The following is a 13,722-nucleotide window of genomic DNA, read 5'->3' as shown; positions in this document are numbered from 1 at the left end:
CCGGCGAGTCGCCGGATGCAGGTGCGGGGGGGGGGGGTCTCGTCAGACCTTCTCGACTCGCACGGAGTGTCCCTCGAGGAGTTGGTTCATGTCGTCGGTGTCGGAGGTGAAGACGGTTGCCTCAGCTCCCTGCGCGGCTTCCCGCCCGGCCACAGCCGCCAGAATTGCGTCGATGGCGTACTTGTGCCCATGCAGGCCGGCCGTCTTCAGCATGTCGCGTGCCATGGCGATCACCTGGTCGTCCGTGTGCACGACGCGGATCCGGGACAACGTCCAGTTCCACAGTGCCTGCCTCGACGTTTCGCGAGGGTTCCATGCTTCCAAGGTCGTGAGAGCTGAGGTGACGATCGGGATGTCGAGCCGCGGAGCTGTCTTGATCAGCGCAGTCATCTCCTGATCGCCGTGAACTGCCTTGGAGAGAGCCTCGGAGTCGAGCACGAAGACGCGCTGTCGCGGGCGGTGCAGCTTCGCCTGGGCGGTGCGGCTCACGCAGCCTCGTCCGAATGTGATCGCTGCTCGTCATGCCAGCCGTCAATGGCGGCGATGCGGTCCAGCGCTGCCTGCTGCTCGTCGTCCGTCACGGCCCCGTACTCTTCCTCGAGTCGTCCGGCCAGCTCGCGCAGTCGGTCCATGGCGTCCTGATGAGCGGCAGCGGCCGCGATGTAGCCGGACACCCCGCGTGCATCGACGCGCTCCTTGATCGATTCCACCAGCTCTTCCGGCACGGTGATGGTGATCTTTCGGGTTGCCATACTTCAAGTATGCCACCTCTGGCCGGTTCGGAGCCCGTGCCGGATGATGCAGATCCTTTGGGGGATATTCGGGAGATCAGCTCTCCGTCCGTTCATGCAAAACGGCCCCGGACGGGGAGTCCGAGGCCGACCACCACGCCGCCTGGGGGAGAAATCCCAGGTCAGCGGCGTAACGCGTTGTGCCCCCGGCAGGATTCGAACCTGCGACACCCGCTTTAGGAGAGAGGCGGGGGATCGTGCCGTTGAGCTGGGGCTTCCACACCTCGTCAGAGGGCCGACAACTCGACCGTAAGGCACCCCTGTTGACCGTGGCTGACCCCTGCATCTGGCACGGTTGTGGCACGAACCTCAGCCGACGACAGTCAGCCACAATGGTGGGTTTGCCGACTGGCCAGGCGCGCGTGTGCCTGGCTGCACCCCCATCGGCCTCAGCCACGAAACTGGCTTGTGTCGTCGACCAGGGCAAGTAACGCCGGGGACGGGGGATTCGGTCTTCATTTCAGATCCGCTCTGTCCATGATCTTGGAAGCCGTGACTGCTCCGCTCTCCCTGGCCGGCCAACCTGACAGACCGCTATGAACCGGATGTCCGGCGACTACGCCGAAGCCCTGGGTGCTGTGCACGAGACGGAAGTGGTCAGAGTGCACCATGGGGCTAACCGGGTGATAGTGATTAAGAGCAGCCCAGCCTCATCTTCGCGACCAACTGACGGACTCTCGATGTACGTGTCGGAGGGGCGATTATGTTCCAGGCAGCCAGGGGACGCGTTCCCCGTATCATCGCTGAATCGTGCCTGATTGCAATGCTTGCCGTCTCAACGGGCGCCGCCTCTGCCGTTGCGCAGACGTCAGCGGATATTCAACCAATCCAGGAACCGAGTCCTGCTCCGTGTCCCGTTCAAACGAATACGAACGTCACGATGCCCGCCCTCGGCGAGACCGTCAGCGATGGCATTGTTACTCGCTGGCTGAAGTCGGTCGGTGACGTTGTTGAGGTCGGTGAGCCGTTGCTGGAGGTCTCCACAGACAAGGTCGACACGGAGATCGAGGCGCCCGTTTCCGGTGTGCTGCTGAAGATCTTGGTCGATGAGGACGAGACCGCGAAGGTCGGTGCAACGCTCGCCATCATCGGCCCCCTGAACGATGCCGCTAAAGCGAATTAGAGGCATGGCTTCGCATCGCCGCGGTGAAGCCCTGCCCCACAACTGGCGTCATCAGGTCCCCACCGCTCCGGGGCACCTGTCGCTCACAGATCGCAGGCAACGCCGTTGAGCGACACGGACCACTCCTCAGCCTGGACAGCATTCCGGGTGGCCCGGTCGCGGAAGCCCTGATCAGGACCCCGGTGCCGATGGCACCGGGGTCGTCGGCGTGCGCGTCTTCGGGTGTGTCTACAACCCCGGCTTGCCGTTGCCGAGTTAGAGAGGAGGTCTGTTGAAGTTCGGTCGCTGGAAGCACAGTTCGGACCTGAGCCACCGAAAGTCAGCCACGACGGTGGGAGCGCTGAACGAGCACCCGTCACGTGTGTCTCCAGCAACCCCGTTCCGGCCTCAGCCACGCTTTCCGGTTGTGAAACGGCGGCCATCCGGACCGCGCGGTCACGCTTGGTCGGACTCGGCCTGGTCGAGCTACTTCCTGGCCTGGCTGCCTGCCTTGGCGGTACTGCGCGCTGAGTGGCCGGGGGCCGGCGCAGCGGTGGCGGAGACAGGGAGCGGCGGGGGCCCGTGGCCGCCAGCGCGCGCGGCTCGCCCCAGGCGGGCCGCCTTGAACCAGTAGAGAAAGTTGTAACTCAGTCGGTGACTTGGGGCTGCTCAGCCTGGGTTGCTGCTTGGCGGTCTGGCTCCACTTGATGCTTGTCGCTCTGGTCGGTGGCGCGGAACTCGTCCAGCAGGTCGAAGAACATCTCCATGGCGGGTCTGTCGGCTTGCTCTGCCGCGCGCTCGATCTCTACGGCCCATCCCAACGCACTGGGGTAGCGCATGCCCAGTCGTTTCCATAGCCACTGGGCGAAGGGTCCCTGGCTCCCTGGTGCAAGGTCGAATGGCTCCTCGACGCCGTGGATCTCCAGAGCGACGAAATACCCCAAGAGCATGGAGTCCAGGTGCTGCAGCGAACTACGGCGCACCCACATGCTCGGGCGCAGCCGTACCTCTTCTAGAAAGTCATACACGCTGGTCAGCTCGCTGAGGTGTCTGGGACTGCGTTTGGTCTTCCCTGCGTCCGTCATGGGAGCACCCTAGTTTTCGCCTCGTTGATACGAGCGGCTAGTCACTGCGAGGGTTGAAGTCGTTGCTACAGGAGGGAAGTTCGACGCCTTGGCGGTGTAGGAGGGGCAGGAAGAGCGCTGGTCGGATGGTCCACGTGATGCCCAGGTTGGCGTGTGTGATGGACACAGTGAAGTGCTCGCGGCGCAGGAGCGCTCGTCGCGTGTCGACGCGGTGGTCGTAGAGCCGCTCCCACGCCTTCTGAGAAGCGGCTGTGTCGAGGGCTGGTGAGATGGTGCGGAGGATGGTCGCCACCCAGTCGTTCGCCTCGACCGCCGAGTAGGCGTCGAAGGATCCGAGGAGCGCTGGCGGCTGGCGCCCGTCCAACCGTTCCGTCCAGCACTCGCACCAAAAGCCGCTCCTGGACGTGATCCTCAGCATGGGTGGACTCCTCGGCGCACGTCCGTGAAGAGCTCCGCGGTGACCGTGTGGCCGGCCTCGCTGTCGTGGACGACGACCCGGTGGGCGATGGAGCTGACCATCCCGAGCCCTCGGCCGCGTTCGGCGTCCTGGTCCTGGTGCTCGATCTTCGGGGCCGTGCCCGTACCCCCGTCGTCCGTCACCGATACCGCCACCACCTGCGCTGAGACGGCCACGGCAAGGTGGAAGGTGCCCCGCTCGCTGCCGCTGGCCGTGTGGAGGATCGCGTTCGCGCTCAGCTCGCTCACGATCAGTTCGGCGTCGTCGGCTAAAGGGGAGCCGCGCAGGATGTCGCGGGTCCAGCGGCGGGCCCGGCTGACCTCTTCCGGGAAACCTGGGCAAGACAGGCCCCAGACCTTCGCTGTACTCGTATACTCGTGCATACAAGTTCCTTCATGCTGGTAGGCCGCCATGTGCAGCGGGTTCGGACTAGACGAGTTTCACGCCGTCGTGGGCGCGGATGGCCGGCGGAGACGCCGCGTCGAGTGCGTCCAGGACGCGGATCGCGTATGCCTCGTCGGCGAGTTCGGAGACTTCTTCACGGGTGGCCCAGCGCAGTGCCCGGGTTTCGTCGCCGGTGGTGGGTGTGCCGTCGGCGGCCTCGCAGCGGAAGACCAGGGAGACGATCAGGCCCGTCATGTTCTTGTAGACGCCGGTGAGGGTCGCGGGAAGCGCGATCTTGATGCCGGTCTCTTCGAGGACCTCGCGTTGCAGGGCCTCGGGAATGGTCTCCTCGCGTTCGAGGACGCCGCCCGGGGGCTCCCACTTGCTGTTGTCCCGGCGCTGGATCAGGAGGGCTCGGCCCTGGTCGTCGACGACGACCCCGGCCACGCTCACGGAGTGCGGGCGTTCTGTGCTCACGTTCCTCGGCCCTCTCGGATGACTAGGCTCTCCACCGTAGCAACAACACTCGCCCACTCGTCTAGATACCTAAAGGAGTACACACGTGAGCCCTTCTCTTCCTTCGGGCCTCCTCGGTGATCTCGACCCCACGAGCGATCGTGCGGTCTTCCGGCAGATCGCCGACCAACTGCGTGAAGCCATCGACCGCGGGCGGTTCCGGGAGGGCGAAAAGCTGCCTTCGGAGGCTGAGCTGGTGGACCACTACGGAGTGTCCCGGATGACGGTCCGCAACTCCTTCTCCATCCTCCAGGGTGAGGGTCTGGTGCACGCCGAGCACGGCAAGGGTGTGTTCGTCCGGCCGCGTCCGCCCGTGCGGCGACTCGCTTCCGACCGGTTCGCCCGACGCCACCGCGAGCAGGGGAAGTCCGCGTTCATCGTCGAGGCGGACGCGGCCGGCAGTCACCCTCAGGTCGACAGTCTTGAGGTGAAGGAAGAGAAGGCCAGTCAGGACATCTCCACTCGGCTGGGCTCCGTGCGGCGGGTGCTCGCCCGGCGGCGCCGGTACCTGCTCGACGGGCGGCCGGTCGAGTTCGCCACTTCCTACCTGCCGCTCGACATCGCGCGCGGTACGCAGATCGCCGAGCCCAACCCTGGTCCCGGTGGCATCTACGCCCGTCTCGAAGAGCTGGGCCACCGCCTCGACCACTTCGAGGAAGAGATTCGGGCCCGGATGCCCTCGCCCTCCGAGGTGAAGACGCTCCACCTGGCCGCCGGCGTGCCCGTGATCCACCTGATCCGCACCGCCTTCGACACTGAAGGGCGGCCCGTAGAGGTCTGCGACACGGTCATGGCAGCGGACGCCTACGTGCTGTCGTACCAGCTCCCGGCCACGTGAGCGGGTGACTGGCGGTGGTGCGCGGGGGACGCTTCTCCGAACTCGTACACCCCAACATGCTTACTCGTATAGACGAGTGGGCAAGTTGTGTGGCAAGGTGATCGTCGGTGAGCCCGAAGGATCGGGCTCGCAGATCGCATCTTGTATAGACGAGTAGATAGGAACGTAACCTTGCGCACCATCCGTGTTGAGACCTCCGCCGCCACGATCCTGCTGACGGAGGCCCCGGAACCGAAGGTCCGCGACCGGCAGACGGGCGAGATCGCCAAGGACGCCGTCAGCGGTGAGGCGCTGATGACCATCGGCGTCGTGTACATCGAGGACGGGGAGTCCTCGCTGATCAAGGTCACCGTTCCCGAGGGCGGTGTCTCCGAGGGACTGAACCTCGGCGCGCCCGTCTCGCTGCCGGGGCTGATCGCCCGGCCGTGGGAGTCCGTGTTCAACGGGCAGCAGCGTCACGGGATCGCCTACCGGGCCGCCGCCGTCACCCCGGCCGCCTTCCCGGTCGCCATGGGGGTCACGGCCTGATGACCGATCTCGCGACGCTTCTGGAGGTGGGGTGGTCCTGTCGCTGCGCTCGGCGGCGCGGCTGCCTACGCCCGAGCCCAGCATCCGGCCGTGTACTGGTCGGCGGTGGGCGGGCCGATATCCACCGTCCGGCTGCTCGGCTCGTACGCCTCGGTCATGGAAGCCTGCGGTCTGACCGTGGTTCCGTCCCGGCTGCGGGTCCTCGCGGTCAAGGTCACACCCGACGGGAGGTGCGGCCCGTACCCCCGCGCCGGGGCATCATCCGGCCCACCACCACCGGCTTACGGATCCGGCTCCGCCTCGCTCCGGGGCAGGAACCCGCCGACGTCGCCGCCTCCGCCGAACGCCTGCGGCACGCATGGGGCGTCCACGCCGTCTACGTCACCACGGTCAAGCCCGGTGTCGTCGAGCTGCGGCTCGTCGGCTTCGACGTCCTGCGCAAGGTGCGGATGCCGCGCAAGACCGCCACCGGGTTCCTCAAGGTGCCGGTCGCGCTGCGGGAGGACGCCATGCCCTTCGTCCGCGACTACCGGGCCGTGCCTCACCAACTCACCCTGGGCGCCACGCTCTCGGGGAAGTCCATGTACCTGCGTCATCTCGTATCGGGGCTCGCCCGGCAGCCCGTCGCCCTTGTCGGCATCGACTGCAAGCGCGGCGTCGAGCTGGCGCCGTTCGCCCCTCGCCTGTCCGCACTCGCCACCGATCCGGACGAAGCCGCCGAACTCCTGCCTGTGCTCGTGAAGGAGATGGAGGACCGGTACGACCTGATCAAGGCCCGGCAGGGCATCGCCCCCAGTACCCCTGACGAAGAGATCACCTCGGACGTCTGGGGACTGCCCGAGAGTGAGCGGCCCGTGCCCGTCGTCCTGTTCGTCGACGAGGTGGCCGAACTCTTCCTCACCGCCACCCGCAAGGACGAAGAGCGACGGGACGAGATGGTCACCCACCTCATCCGCCTCGCCCAGCTCGGCCGCGCCGCCGGCATCTATCTGGAGGTGTGCGGCCAGCGCTTCGGCGCCGAACTGGGCAAGGGCGCCACCATGCTCCGGGCCCAGCTGACCGGCCGCGTCTGCCACCGCGTCAACGACGAAGCCTCGGCCAAGATGGCCTTGGGCGACATCGCCCCGGAAGCCGTCGTGGCCGCCTGCGCCATCGCTCCTGAGCTGCCCGGCCTCGCCGTCGCGGGGGACACGTCCGGCGGCTGGTCCCGCATCCGCACGCCGTTTCTCTCCCTCGGCGATGCCGCCGACGTCTGCCGGGAGACGGCCCACCTCGCGCCCGACGTCCCCGCGCTGAAGCCCTTCCGGCCCAACGTGCCCGGCCAGCCCGTCGAGCTGGTGGCCGACGCGTCCTGACCGCTCCACCTGTCGGCGTGACCGCCTCGCGCCACGCCCCTACCCCTCCATGCCCGCATCCGGAAGGAGACGCCCTCATGCGCGCCCAACTGGCCCGGGTCGACGCGGTGCTCGTCCAGGCGCTCATCGCCGCCGCACTGTCCTTCGCCCACATCCACGACATCGCCACAGCGGCCGGACAGGACGGCTGGAAAGCCTGGGCCTACCCGGTCTCCGTAGACCTGCTGCTCGTCGCCGCGTGGCGTCGACTGCGCTCCGGTACCGGCAAGGCGGCGGCCTGGTGCTGGTTCGTGATCGCGCTCGCGGCCTCCCTCGGCGCGAACGTGGCCACCGCCGGTCTGCTCGACCTGGCCGACGTCCCGGCCTGGCTGCGCATCCTCGTCGCGGGCTGGCCCGCCGTCGCCTTCCTCGGCGGCACGCTCCTGGCCCACTCCGCTCCCCAGAGGGCTCCCACAGCTCCGACAGCCGCCGACGTGATCGACGACCAGGAGGACGAGCCCGAACCCGAACCCGCCCCTGAAGCACCCACCCCTGAGGCACCGGCCCCGCCCGCCATCGAGGCACCGCCGGAACATCCTTCCGTCCCCGTCCCGACCGCCCTCATCGACCACGCCCGCAAGGTCGCTGCCGAGCACCACACCCGCACCGGCGCCCCGATCGACACCCCCACCCTCCGGGCCCGCCTCGGCGTCCCGGAACGCATGGCCGAAGCCATCGCCGCCCGCCTCTGAAAGGAAGCCCGATGTCCGCGAACCGCCGCTTCCGCAACGTCACCCGCATCGGCCCGGTGCAGGTCGGCACCGCCTACGACCACCGTGGCCGCGAGAAGCACACCGCCGCCTGCACCGCCCCGCGCTGCAACTTCTCCGCCGACTACGACAGCCGCGCAGCCGCCGAGCTGGCCGCCCGCACCCACCGCTGCCCCGCCCGCTGAAAGGACCCGCTCCCCGTGACGCTCAACCTCCCCCTCGTCGTCGTCCTCGGCTTCTTCGCCTGGGCGGCCGTCAAGTACCTCGGCGTCCGCACCTGGATCGTCGTCCTGGTCGCCCTCTTCGGCTTCTGGCTCTCGCACACCTTCCTCGCCCCCGCCATCGAGTCCGGCACGCGCACCGGCGTGACCGTCATAAACGGCCAACACATCTAGACGAGTAGACAGGAGTTCGCAGCCGTGTTCCTGCCCAAGTACCGGACAACCCCACCCCACAGCCCACGCACACCCACGCCCCCGCCGACCCGGCCCCGGCCCGGCGCCCCGTGCTCCCGTCGGTCTCCATCGATCAGAAGACCGTCGCGGCCGTCCTCGTCGGCGGAGTCGTCCTCACCGCGCTCCTGGCCGCCGTCGCCGTCACGGCCATCTCCGTCGCCGTCGCCGCCGTGGTCCTGCGCTCCCTGCTCCGCGACCAGCACCGCCGCTGACCAGCGGCCGGCCTCCGGGGCGGCATGACACGCCCAAGCATCGGCCGCCCCGGTGGCCACTTCCTCCCGAAGTGCCCGTCAGAAGGAGATCGCCATCTTCACCCGCCTCACCCCGCCCCCACTCCCGGAACTCGCCAAGCTCGCCGCGGACGGCACCCTGCCCGGTATCCTCCGCCAGCTCTCCGGGCTCGGCGGCTGCACCCACCCCATCCGCCTGGACGGCCACTGCACCGAGTACGACGTCGACACCACCAGCGGCGAGATCGGCCGGATCCTCCACCACCTCGACTCGACCACCCTCCCGGCCGGCCAACTCCTCGTCCGCTGCAACAACCGCCGCACCACCCGCTGCCCGGCCTGCGCCGAGGTCTACCGCCGCGACACCTTCCAACTGATCACCGCCGGACTGCGCGGCGGCAAGGGCACCCCCGAACACGTCGCCGCGCACCCCCGCGTCTTCGCCACCTTCACCGCCCCCGGCTTCGGCCCCGTCCACAACCGCCGCACCGACGGGCGCCCCTGCCGCTGCGGCGTCCATCACGGCCAGGAGGACGAGACACTCGGCACCCCGCTGAACCCGGACACCTACGACTACGAGTCGGCCGTCCTGTGGAACGCGCACGCCGGACCCCTCTGGCGGCGCTTCTCCACCTACCTCCGCAGGGAGGTCGCCAAGCGCGCCGGCCTCTCCCAACGCCGCCTGCGCGACCACGCCCGCGTGTCCTTCGCCAAGGTCGCCGAGTACCAGAAGCGCGGAGCGGTCCACTTCCACGCCGTGATCCGCCTCGACGGCACCGGGGGCGGCGACACCCCGCCCCCGCCCTGGGCCACCGCCGAGCTGCTCACCGACGCCATCGGAGCCGCCGCGTCCAAGGTCCGGGTCGACGGCCCGACCCTCGACGGCCGCGCGCACACGTTCACTTTCGGCCGTCAGCTCGACGTCCGGACGATCCGATCCGCCGACTTCGACGACGGCCAGGAGCTGACCGAGCGAGCCGTAGCGGCGTACATCGCCAAGTACGCGACCAAGGGCGCTGAGACGGCCACGGGTGCTCTCGACCGGCCGCTGAAGTTCGCCGCCGAACTCGCCCAACTCGACATCAGCGAGCACGCGCGCCGCCTGATCCGAACCGCCTGGACCCTCGGCGCACGCAAGGACCTCGAACACCTTCGCCTGCGCGCCTGGGCCCACATGCTCGGCTTCCGCGGCCACTTCTCCACCAAGTCCCGCCGCTACTCCACCACCCTCGGCGCGCTCCGCGACGCCCGCGCCGAATGGCGCCGAGCACAAGCCGCAGCCAACACAACCGACCAAGGGCCTGAGACGACATACGTCCTCGCCCACTGGGTCTTCGCCGGCACCGGCCTCTCCGACGCCGAAGCCTGGCTCTCCGCATCCATCGAACCCGCCCCCGGAACGGAAGGAGAATCCACCCGTGGCTGACCGCTACCTCACCGTGGCACAGGTCGCCGAACTCCTCGGCACCACGGAGCGTTTCCCGCGCCGCCTGATCGCCGAGCGACGCATCACGTTCGTCAAGGTCGGTCGGCATGTCCGCATCCCGAAGACCGCGCTGGTCGCGTTCATCGACTCCCACACGGTGCAGCCGATCGGCGACCGGCGAGGCTCGTTGCGGAGGGTCGCCTGATGGCCAACAAGAAGGGGCAGCGCAGGGCGTTCGGTTCGGTCCGTCAGCTCCCGTCGGGGCGTTGGCAGGTCCGCTACCGAGACCCCGAGACTGGGCGACTCCGCCCCGCCAAGAAGACGTACCCGACGAAGACTGAAGCTCAAGTTGCTCTCGCCCAGATCGAAGCGGACATCACGCGTGGCCAGTGGTCGGATCCGGACGCCGGGGCGGTCAACTTCGCGGAGTACGCGACGGCGTGGCTTCGAGACCGGAATCTCGCCGCTCGCACCCGTGAGCGGTCCGCGTCCGTCATGCGGCTGCACGTCATGCCCGCCTTCGCCGCCGGAACCATCGCCGACGTGACGACTGCTCGAGTGCGCAGTTGGCGCGGCAAGCTTCTCGACGCCGGCGTGGGTGAGCCGACGGTGGTCAAGGCGTACCAACTGCTGCGGGCCCTGATGAACACGGCCGTGGACGACGAACTGATCCGGCGCAACCCGTGCCGCATCAAGGGCGCCGATCGCTACGACGTGCCTGAGCGGCCGGTCCTCTCGGTCACCGAGGTCTTCGCCGTCGCCGATGCCATCGCGCCGCGCTACCGGCTGCTCGTCCTCCTGGCCGCGTTCACCACTCTGCGCTTCGGTGAACTCGCAGCGCTCCGCCGTCGGGACATCGACTTGGAGGGACTGACCGTCAGCGTCCGCCGGTCTCAAGCCGAGTTGCAGAACGGCCGCCTCTTCGACAAAGCGCCGAAGTCCGCCGCTGGCGTACGTGCCATCTCGTTCCCCGCTGAACTGCTCGACGACGTGATGGGCCACCTGGAACAGTTCGCGGCACCCGGCCGCGACGGACACGTCTTCGTCGGCCCACGGGGCGGCCAGCTCCGGCGGAGCAACTTCCGCGACGACTGGGTGAAGGCCAGGGATGCCGCGGGCGTCACGTCAGACCTGCACTTCCACGATCTCCGCCACACCGGCAACACCCTGGCCTCGACCGCCGGTGCCAGTACACGAGAGCTGATGACCCGCATGGGCCACAGCAGCTCACGCGCCGCGCTGATCTACCAGCACATGACCAGTGATCGCGACCGGACCATCGCTGATCGGCTCGGAGCCATGATCCGCGAAGGTGGGGGAGAGGCAGCCCCCGGCTAAGACATGTCCGGGCGATCTTTGTGGGGTCCTCAGCCCCTGGCACCTGTAGATATCAGGCTGTCAGGGGCTGATCACGTGGGGTAGAAACGGCGGCATGGACGCTGCCGTACTTGAACAGATGCTGGATGAGACCTTCGATCACGCCGTCGTGCATCACGGATACACCAGCTACATGCGCGACTACGAGGTCATCGTCTACGCGACGGCGGATCCTCGCACCGAGGTCGAGCCGGCCTATCTGCGGTATCTCTTCCGGTACTGCGTCGAGGCCCGGTGCGAGTCGTCGGTGCTCCCGGAGACCTGGCGTGTCTCTTTGGACGACCGCCTCATCGACCATGAGACCGGTGTCGACCTCGACGGATACGTCTGGGGTGTGAAGTGGCATTCCCTGTACCCAGGCGCGAAGGTTCTCCCCCAGTCGGAAGCGACCCGCCGTTGGACGCAAGCTGTCGGGATCGACTTCCATGAGGTTCGCATCGAGACCAACGCGCACCGTCTCACCCTGCTCTTCTCGGACTTGCAAGTCAGCGAGGTACCGGCCGGGTACGCCCCCTTCGTCACGGATTAGCGGGCAACCCTGCCGCTCTGACGAGACGCCGAGTGGGACCGAAGTGGCACGCGTGTGGCACGCCCCCGAACACGACGAAGGGCCAGCCTGGGAGAAAACCTCTCCTGAGCTGGCCCTTTTTTCTTGTGCCCCCGGCAGGATTCGAACCTGCGACACCCGCTTTAGGAGAGCGGTGCTCTATCCCCTGAGCTACGAAGGCGGGGTCGTGACCGTGTGGGTCACAGGCGTCAGCGTACCGGATTCGGGTGGTGGGGGTGTGGGGTCAGGACAGGGGGACGTGGGTGAAGCGGGTGGTGGTGTGGAGGTCGGATTCGATGTGGGACGCGGTGGTGGTCAGTTCGGGGAGGATGTCCCGTACGCACTCCTGCGTCGTGCGGCGGGCCGCGTGCGTCGTGGTGTTCAGGGCGGCGATCACCCGGCCCGTGCGGTCGTGGATCGGGACCGCGATCGAGTGCAGGCCGTCCTCCGGTTCCTCGTCGACCAGGGCGTGGGTGTGGCCCCCGAGGAGGACCCTTCCCACCGCCCGGCCCTCCGTCGGCACCCGTGTCCCCACCCTGATGTCCGCGCTCATGACGTGGTGGGCGGCCACGTGGGCCGTGTACTGGAATTCGTCCGGGCGGTCGGTGAGGGTCGCCAGGGAGGTCGACTCCTGGATGCGTTCCGCCAGGGACGCCATGTGGGGGGCGGCGATCGCCGGGAGCGAGGTGCGGGAGAGCGGTGGGAAGCCCAGGGAGAGGACCTGGGGGGTGAGGGTGAAGGTGCGGTCGGGGGACTGGGTGGTCAGGCCCAGGTGCTCGTAGGTGATCAGGGCGCGGCGAGCCGTGGCGCGGGCCAGGCCCGTGGCCTTGGCCACCTCCGAGAGGGTCAGGTGCGCGCGGCCCTCGCCGAAGGCGGTCAGGACCGTGAGGCCGCGGGCGAGGGACTCGATGAACTCGCGCCCGAGTTCCTGCTTCGACGCGCCGGTCCACAGGGCCAGGCCGGCCGGGGGCGGGCCGGGGTGGGGCGGTGAGGCGTGGCGCAGGTCGGACTCCATCGCGGTGACCGCACTGCGCAGGTGGGGGAGGAGGGTCTCGCGCAGGTCCGTCGCCGTGTGGCGGCTGGTGTGGCTCACGACGTTCGCCACGCAGGCGATCCGGCCCGTGTCCGGGTGCCGTACGGGTACGGAGACCGCCACCAGGCCGGGTTCGATCAGCTGGTCGTCCAGGGACCAGCCGTCCGTCGCCGCCCGCGCCGTCCGTCGGAGGAAGTCTTCGGGTGGGGTGGGCCGGGGGGTCGGGGGTACGGCGGGGAAGGCCGCGTTGTCGGGGGCCGTGGCTCGGCGGGTGTGCCAGGCGGTCCAGTCGGCGTCGGTCCACTCCGTCGCGAACAGGGGGCCCGGCGCGGTCCGTTCGGCGGGGAGCAGGTCGCCGATGCGGAAGCTGAGGGACATCGCCCGGCGGCGGGTCGCCTGGTGGATGAAGCGGATGCCGTCGCGGTCGGCGACGGCCAGGGACACCGACTCGTCGAGTGCGTCGGCGAGGGCGTCCGCCCGGGCGCCCAGGAGGGACGGGAGGCGCAGGGCGGCCAGGTAGGCGTTGCCGAGTTCCATCACCTGGGGGGTCAGGATCGCGTCCCGGCCGTCCATCCGGACGTACCCCATGCGGACGAGGGTGGCGACGACCCGGTCCACGGTGGAGCGGGCCAGGCCGGTGGATCGTTCGAGGACGCTCAGGGCCGATGTGCCGCCCGCCGTGGTGAGTTGCCGCAGCACCGCGACCCCGCGCACCAGCGGGGTGACCGCCTCCGCCGGAGCGGGCGCCGACGGAGGCGCCGACGGAGGCGTCGGCGTAGGCGGCTCCGGGGCGGTGGCGGGGGGTGTCGTCGGGGTCTTCGCGGGCATCGATCCGTTCTCCGGTCCGGT

General features: G+C 68.8%; 17 protein-coding genes, 2 tRNA genes and 2 pseudogenes. 12 read left to right on the top strand and 9 right to left on the bottom strand.

Annotated features, from left to right (window positions below; translation table 11 throughout):
* Positions 1-42: 42 nt before the first annotated feature.
* The 3 genes from ACZ6D7_RS13415 to ACZ6D7_RS13405 form a co-directional block, all read right to left on the bottom strand.
* On the bottom strand, positions 43-489 hold the full coding sequence (locus ACZ6D7_RS13415; protein ID WP_469488762.1) for a PIN domain-containing protein: 447 nt from the start codon (positions 487-489) through the stop codon (positions 43-45).
* The gene (locus ACZ6D7_RS13410; protein WP_469488758.1) at positions 486-752 is read right to left on the bottom strand and encodes a hypothetical protein; all 267 of its coding nucleotides are present in this window, start codon (positions 750-752) and stop codon (positions 486-488) included. The genes ACZ6D7_RS13415 and ACZ6D7_RS13410 overlap by 4 nt, the downstream gene beginning before the upstream one ends.
* Before the next feature lie 180 nt (positions 753-932).
* A tRNA-OTHER gene (locus ACZ6D7_RS13405) sits at positions 933-1,006 on the bottom strand.
* A 665-nt stretch (positions 1,007-1,671) separates the two neighbouring features.
* Here ACZ6D7_RS13405 and ACZ6D7_RS13400 point away from each other — a divergent pair.
* Positions 1,672-1,914 carry a biotin/lipoyl-containing protein gene (locus ACZ6D7_RS13400; RefSeq protein WP_469488753.1) on the top strand — a complete coding sequence of 81 codons (243 nt, stop codon included), beginning with the start codon at positions 1,672-1,674 and terminating at the stop codon, positions 1,912-1,914.
* Positions 1,915-2,540: 626 nt separating this feature from the next.
* Here ACZ6D7_RS13400 and ACZ6D7_RS13395 read toward each other — a convergent pair.
* Genes ACZ6D7_RS13395 through ACZ6D7_RS13380 form a run of 4 tightly spaced genes read right to left on the bottom strand, consistent with a single transcriptional unit; the run spans position 2,541 to position 4,272 of the window.
* Entirely contained in the window at positions 2,541-2,978 is a 438-nt protein-coding gene (locus ACZ6D7_RS13395; RefSeq protein WP_469488750.1) for a hypothetical protein, read from the bottom strand.
* Between the two features lie 37 nt (positions 2,979-3,015).
* Entirely contained in the window at positions 3,016-3,396 is a 381-nt protein-coding gene (locus ACZ6D7_RS13390) for a hypothetical protein (RefSeq protein ID WP_469488748.1), read from the bottom strand.
* On the bottom strand, positions 3,390-3,818 hold the full coding sequence (locus tag ACZ6D7_RS13385) for an ATP-binding protein (RefSeq protein ID WP_469488745.1): 429 nt from the start codon (positions 3,816-3,818) through the stop codon (positions 3,390-3,392). The genes ACZ6D7_RS13390 and ACZ6D7_RS13385 overlap by 7 nt, the downstream gene beginning before the upstream one ends.
* Positions 3,819-3,864: 46 nt before the next feature.
* Positions 3,865-4,272: an NUDIX hydrolase gene (locus ACZ6D7_RS13380; RefSeq protein ID WP_469489420.1), complete on the bottom strand. Its 408-nt coding sequence runs from the start codon at positions 4,270-4,272 to the stop codon at positions 3,865-3,867.
* A gap of 109 nt (positions 4,273-4,381) precedes the next feature.
* On the opposite strand from ACZ6D7_RS13380, the gene ACZ6D7_RS13375 reads away from it, so the two are divergent.
* The 11 genes and pseudogenes from ACZ6D7_RS13375 (at position 4,382) to ACZ6D7_RS13325 (ending at position 11,822) form a co-directional block, all read left to right on the top strand.
* Positions 4,382-5,173 (top strand): GntR family transcriptional regulator, encoded by a 792-nt coding sequence (locus ACZ6D7_RS13375; protein ID WP_469488742.1) that lies wholly within the window; start codon positions 4,382-4,384, stop codon positions 5,171-5,173.
* A gap of 171 nt (positions 5,174-5,344) precedes the next feature.
* Positions 5,345-5,701, top strand: coding sequence for an SCO3933 family regulatory protein (locus ACZ6D7_RS13370; RefSeq protein WP_469488739.1), 357 nt, complete (start codon positions 5,345-5,347; stop codon positions 5,699-5,701).
* Positions 5,701-7,056 (top strand): annotated as a pseudogene (locus tag ACZ6D7_RS13365) (FtsK/SpoIIIE domain-containing protein). Before ACZ6D7_RS13370 ends, ACZ6D7_RS13365 begins: the two are co-directional and overlap by 1 nt.
* 77 nt (positions 7,057-7,133) lie before the next feature.
* Positions 7,134-7,787 carry a DUF2637 domain-containing protein gene (locus ACZ6D7_RS13360; RefSeq protein WP_469488735.1) on the top strand — a complete coding sequence of 218 codons (654 nt, stop codon included), beginning with the start codon at positions 7,134-7,136 and terminating at the stop codon, positions 7,785-7,787.
* 11 nt (positions 7,788-7,798) lie between these two features.
* Positions 7,799-7,990, top strand: a complete 192-nt coding sequence (locus ACZ6D7_RS13355) for a mobile element transfer protein (protein WP_469488731.1) — start codon at positions 7,799-7,801, stop codon at positions 7,988-7,990.
* A 15-nt stretch (positions 7,991-8,005) separates the two neighbouring features.
* Positions 8,006-8,200 carry a hypothetical protein gene (locus ACZ6D7_RS13350; RefSeq protein WP_469488725.1) on the top strand — a complete coding sequence of 65 codons (195 nt, stop codon included), beginning with the start codon at positions 8,006-8,008 and terminating at the stop codon, positions 8,198-8,200.
* Between the two features lie 24 nt (positions 8,201-8,224).
* Positions 8,225-8,472, top strand: a pseudogene (locus tag ACZ6D7_RS13345) (SpdD protein).
* 157 nt (positions 8,473-8,629) lie between these two features.
* Positions 8,630-9,916: a replication initiator gene (locus tag ACZ6D7_RS13340; RefSeq protein WP_469489416.1), complete on the top strand. Its 1,287-nt coding sequence runs from the start codon at positions 8,630-8,632 to the stop codon at positions 9,914-9,916.
* A complete protein-coding gene (locus ACZ6D7_RS13335; RefSeq protein WP_469488720.1) occupies positions 9,909-10,121 on the top strand; it encodes an excisionase family DNA-binding protein in 213 nt (70 codons plus the stop codon). The genes ACZ6D7_RS13340 and ACZ6D7_RS13335 overlap by 8 nt, the downstream gene beginning before the upstream one ends.
* A complete protein-coding gene (locus ACZ6D7_RS13330; RefSeq protein ID WP_469488714.1) occupies positions 10,121-11,254 on the top strand; it encodes a tyrosine-type recombinase/integrase in 1,134 nt (377 codons plus the stop codon). The genes ACZ6D7_RS13335 and ACZ6D7_RS13330 overlap by 1 nt, the downstream gene beginning before the upstream one ends.
* A 94-nt stretch (positions 11,255-11,348) precedes the next feature.
* Positions 11,349-11,822 carry a YxiG-like protein gene (locus ACZ6D7_RS13325; RefSeq protein ID WP_469488711.1) on the top strand — a complete coding sequence of 158 codons (474 nt, stop codon included), beginning with the start codon at positions 11,349-11,351 and terminating at the stop codon, positions 11,820-11,822.
* A 126-nt stretch (positions 11,823-11,948) separates the two neighbouring features.
* Here ACZ6D7_RS13325 and ACZ6D7_RS13320 read toward each other — a convergent pair.
* Together ACZ6D7_RS13320 and ACZ6D7_RS13315 are read right to left on the bottom strand one after the other, a co-directional pair.
* Positions 11,949-12,021, bottom strand: a tRNA-Arg gene (locus tag ACZ6D7_RS13320).
* Positions 12,022-12,084: 63 nt separating this feature from the next.
* Positions 12,085-13,701: an IclR family transcriptional regulator domain-containing protein gene (locus ACZ6D7_RS13315; protein ID WP_469488706.1), complete on the bottom strand. Its 1,617-nt coding sequence runs from the start codon at positions 13,699-13,701 to the stop codon at positions 12,085-12,087.
* Between the last annotated feature and the right edge of the window lie 21 nt (positions 13,702-13,722).

The sequence above is a fragment of the Streptomyces sp. NPDC041784 genome (assembly GCF_055591025.1).
This window is presented reverse-complemented; position numbering and strand designations above follow the sequence as displayed.

Excerpts from the sequence above, each read along its gene's own strand:
- ACZ6D7_RS13395 (WP_469488750.1), bottom strand. The coding sequence starts at position 2,978 with ATGACGGACGCAGGGAAGACCAAACGCAGTCCCAGACACCTCAGCGAG.
- ACZ6D7_RS13390 (WP_469488748.1), bottom strand. The coding sequence starts at position 3,396 with ATGCTGAGGATCACGTCCAGGAGCGGCTTTTGGTGCGAGTGCTGGACG.
- ACZ6D7_RS13360 (WP_469488735.1), top strand. The coding sequence starts at position 7,134 with ATGCGCGCCCAACTGGCCCGGGTCGACGCGGTGCTCGTCCAGGCGCTC.
- ACZ6D7_RS13355 (WP_469488731.1), top strand. The coding sequence starts at position 7,799 with ATGTCCGCGAACCGCCGCTTCCGCAACGTCACCCGCATCGGCCCGGTG.
- ACZ6D7_RS13385 (WP_469488745.1), bottom strand. The coding sequence starts at position 3,818 with ATGCACGAGTATACGAGTACAGCGAAGGTCTGGGGCCTGTCTTGCCCA.
- ACZ6D7_RS13410 (WP_469488758.1), bottom strand. The coding sequence starts at position 752 with ATGGCAACCCGAAAGATCACCATCACCGTGCCGGAAGAGCTGGTGGAA.
- ACZ6D7_RS13325 (WP_469488711.1), top strand. The coding sequence starts at position 11,349 with ATGGACGCTGCCGTACTTGAACAGATGCTGGATGAGACCTTCGATCAC.
- ACZ6D7_RS13315 (WP_469488706.1), bottom strand. The coding sequence starts at position 13,701 with ATGCCCGCGAAGACCCCGACGACACCCCCCGCCACCGCCCCGGAGCCG.
- ACZ6D7_RS13400 (WP_469488753.1), top strand. The coding sequence starts at position 1,672 with ATGCCCGCCCTCGGCGAGACCGTCAGCGATGGCATTGTTACTCGCTGG.
- ACZ6D7_RS13330 (WP_469488714.1), top strand. The coding sequence starts at position 10,121 with ATGGCCAACAAGAAGGGGCAGCGCAGGGCGTTCGGTTCGGTCCGTCAG.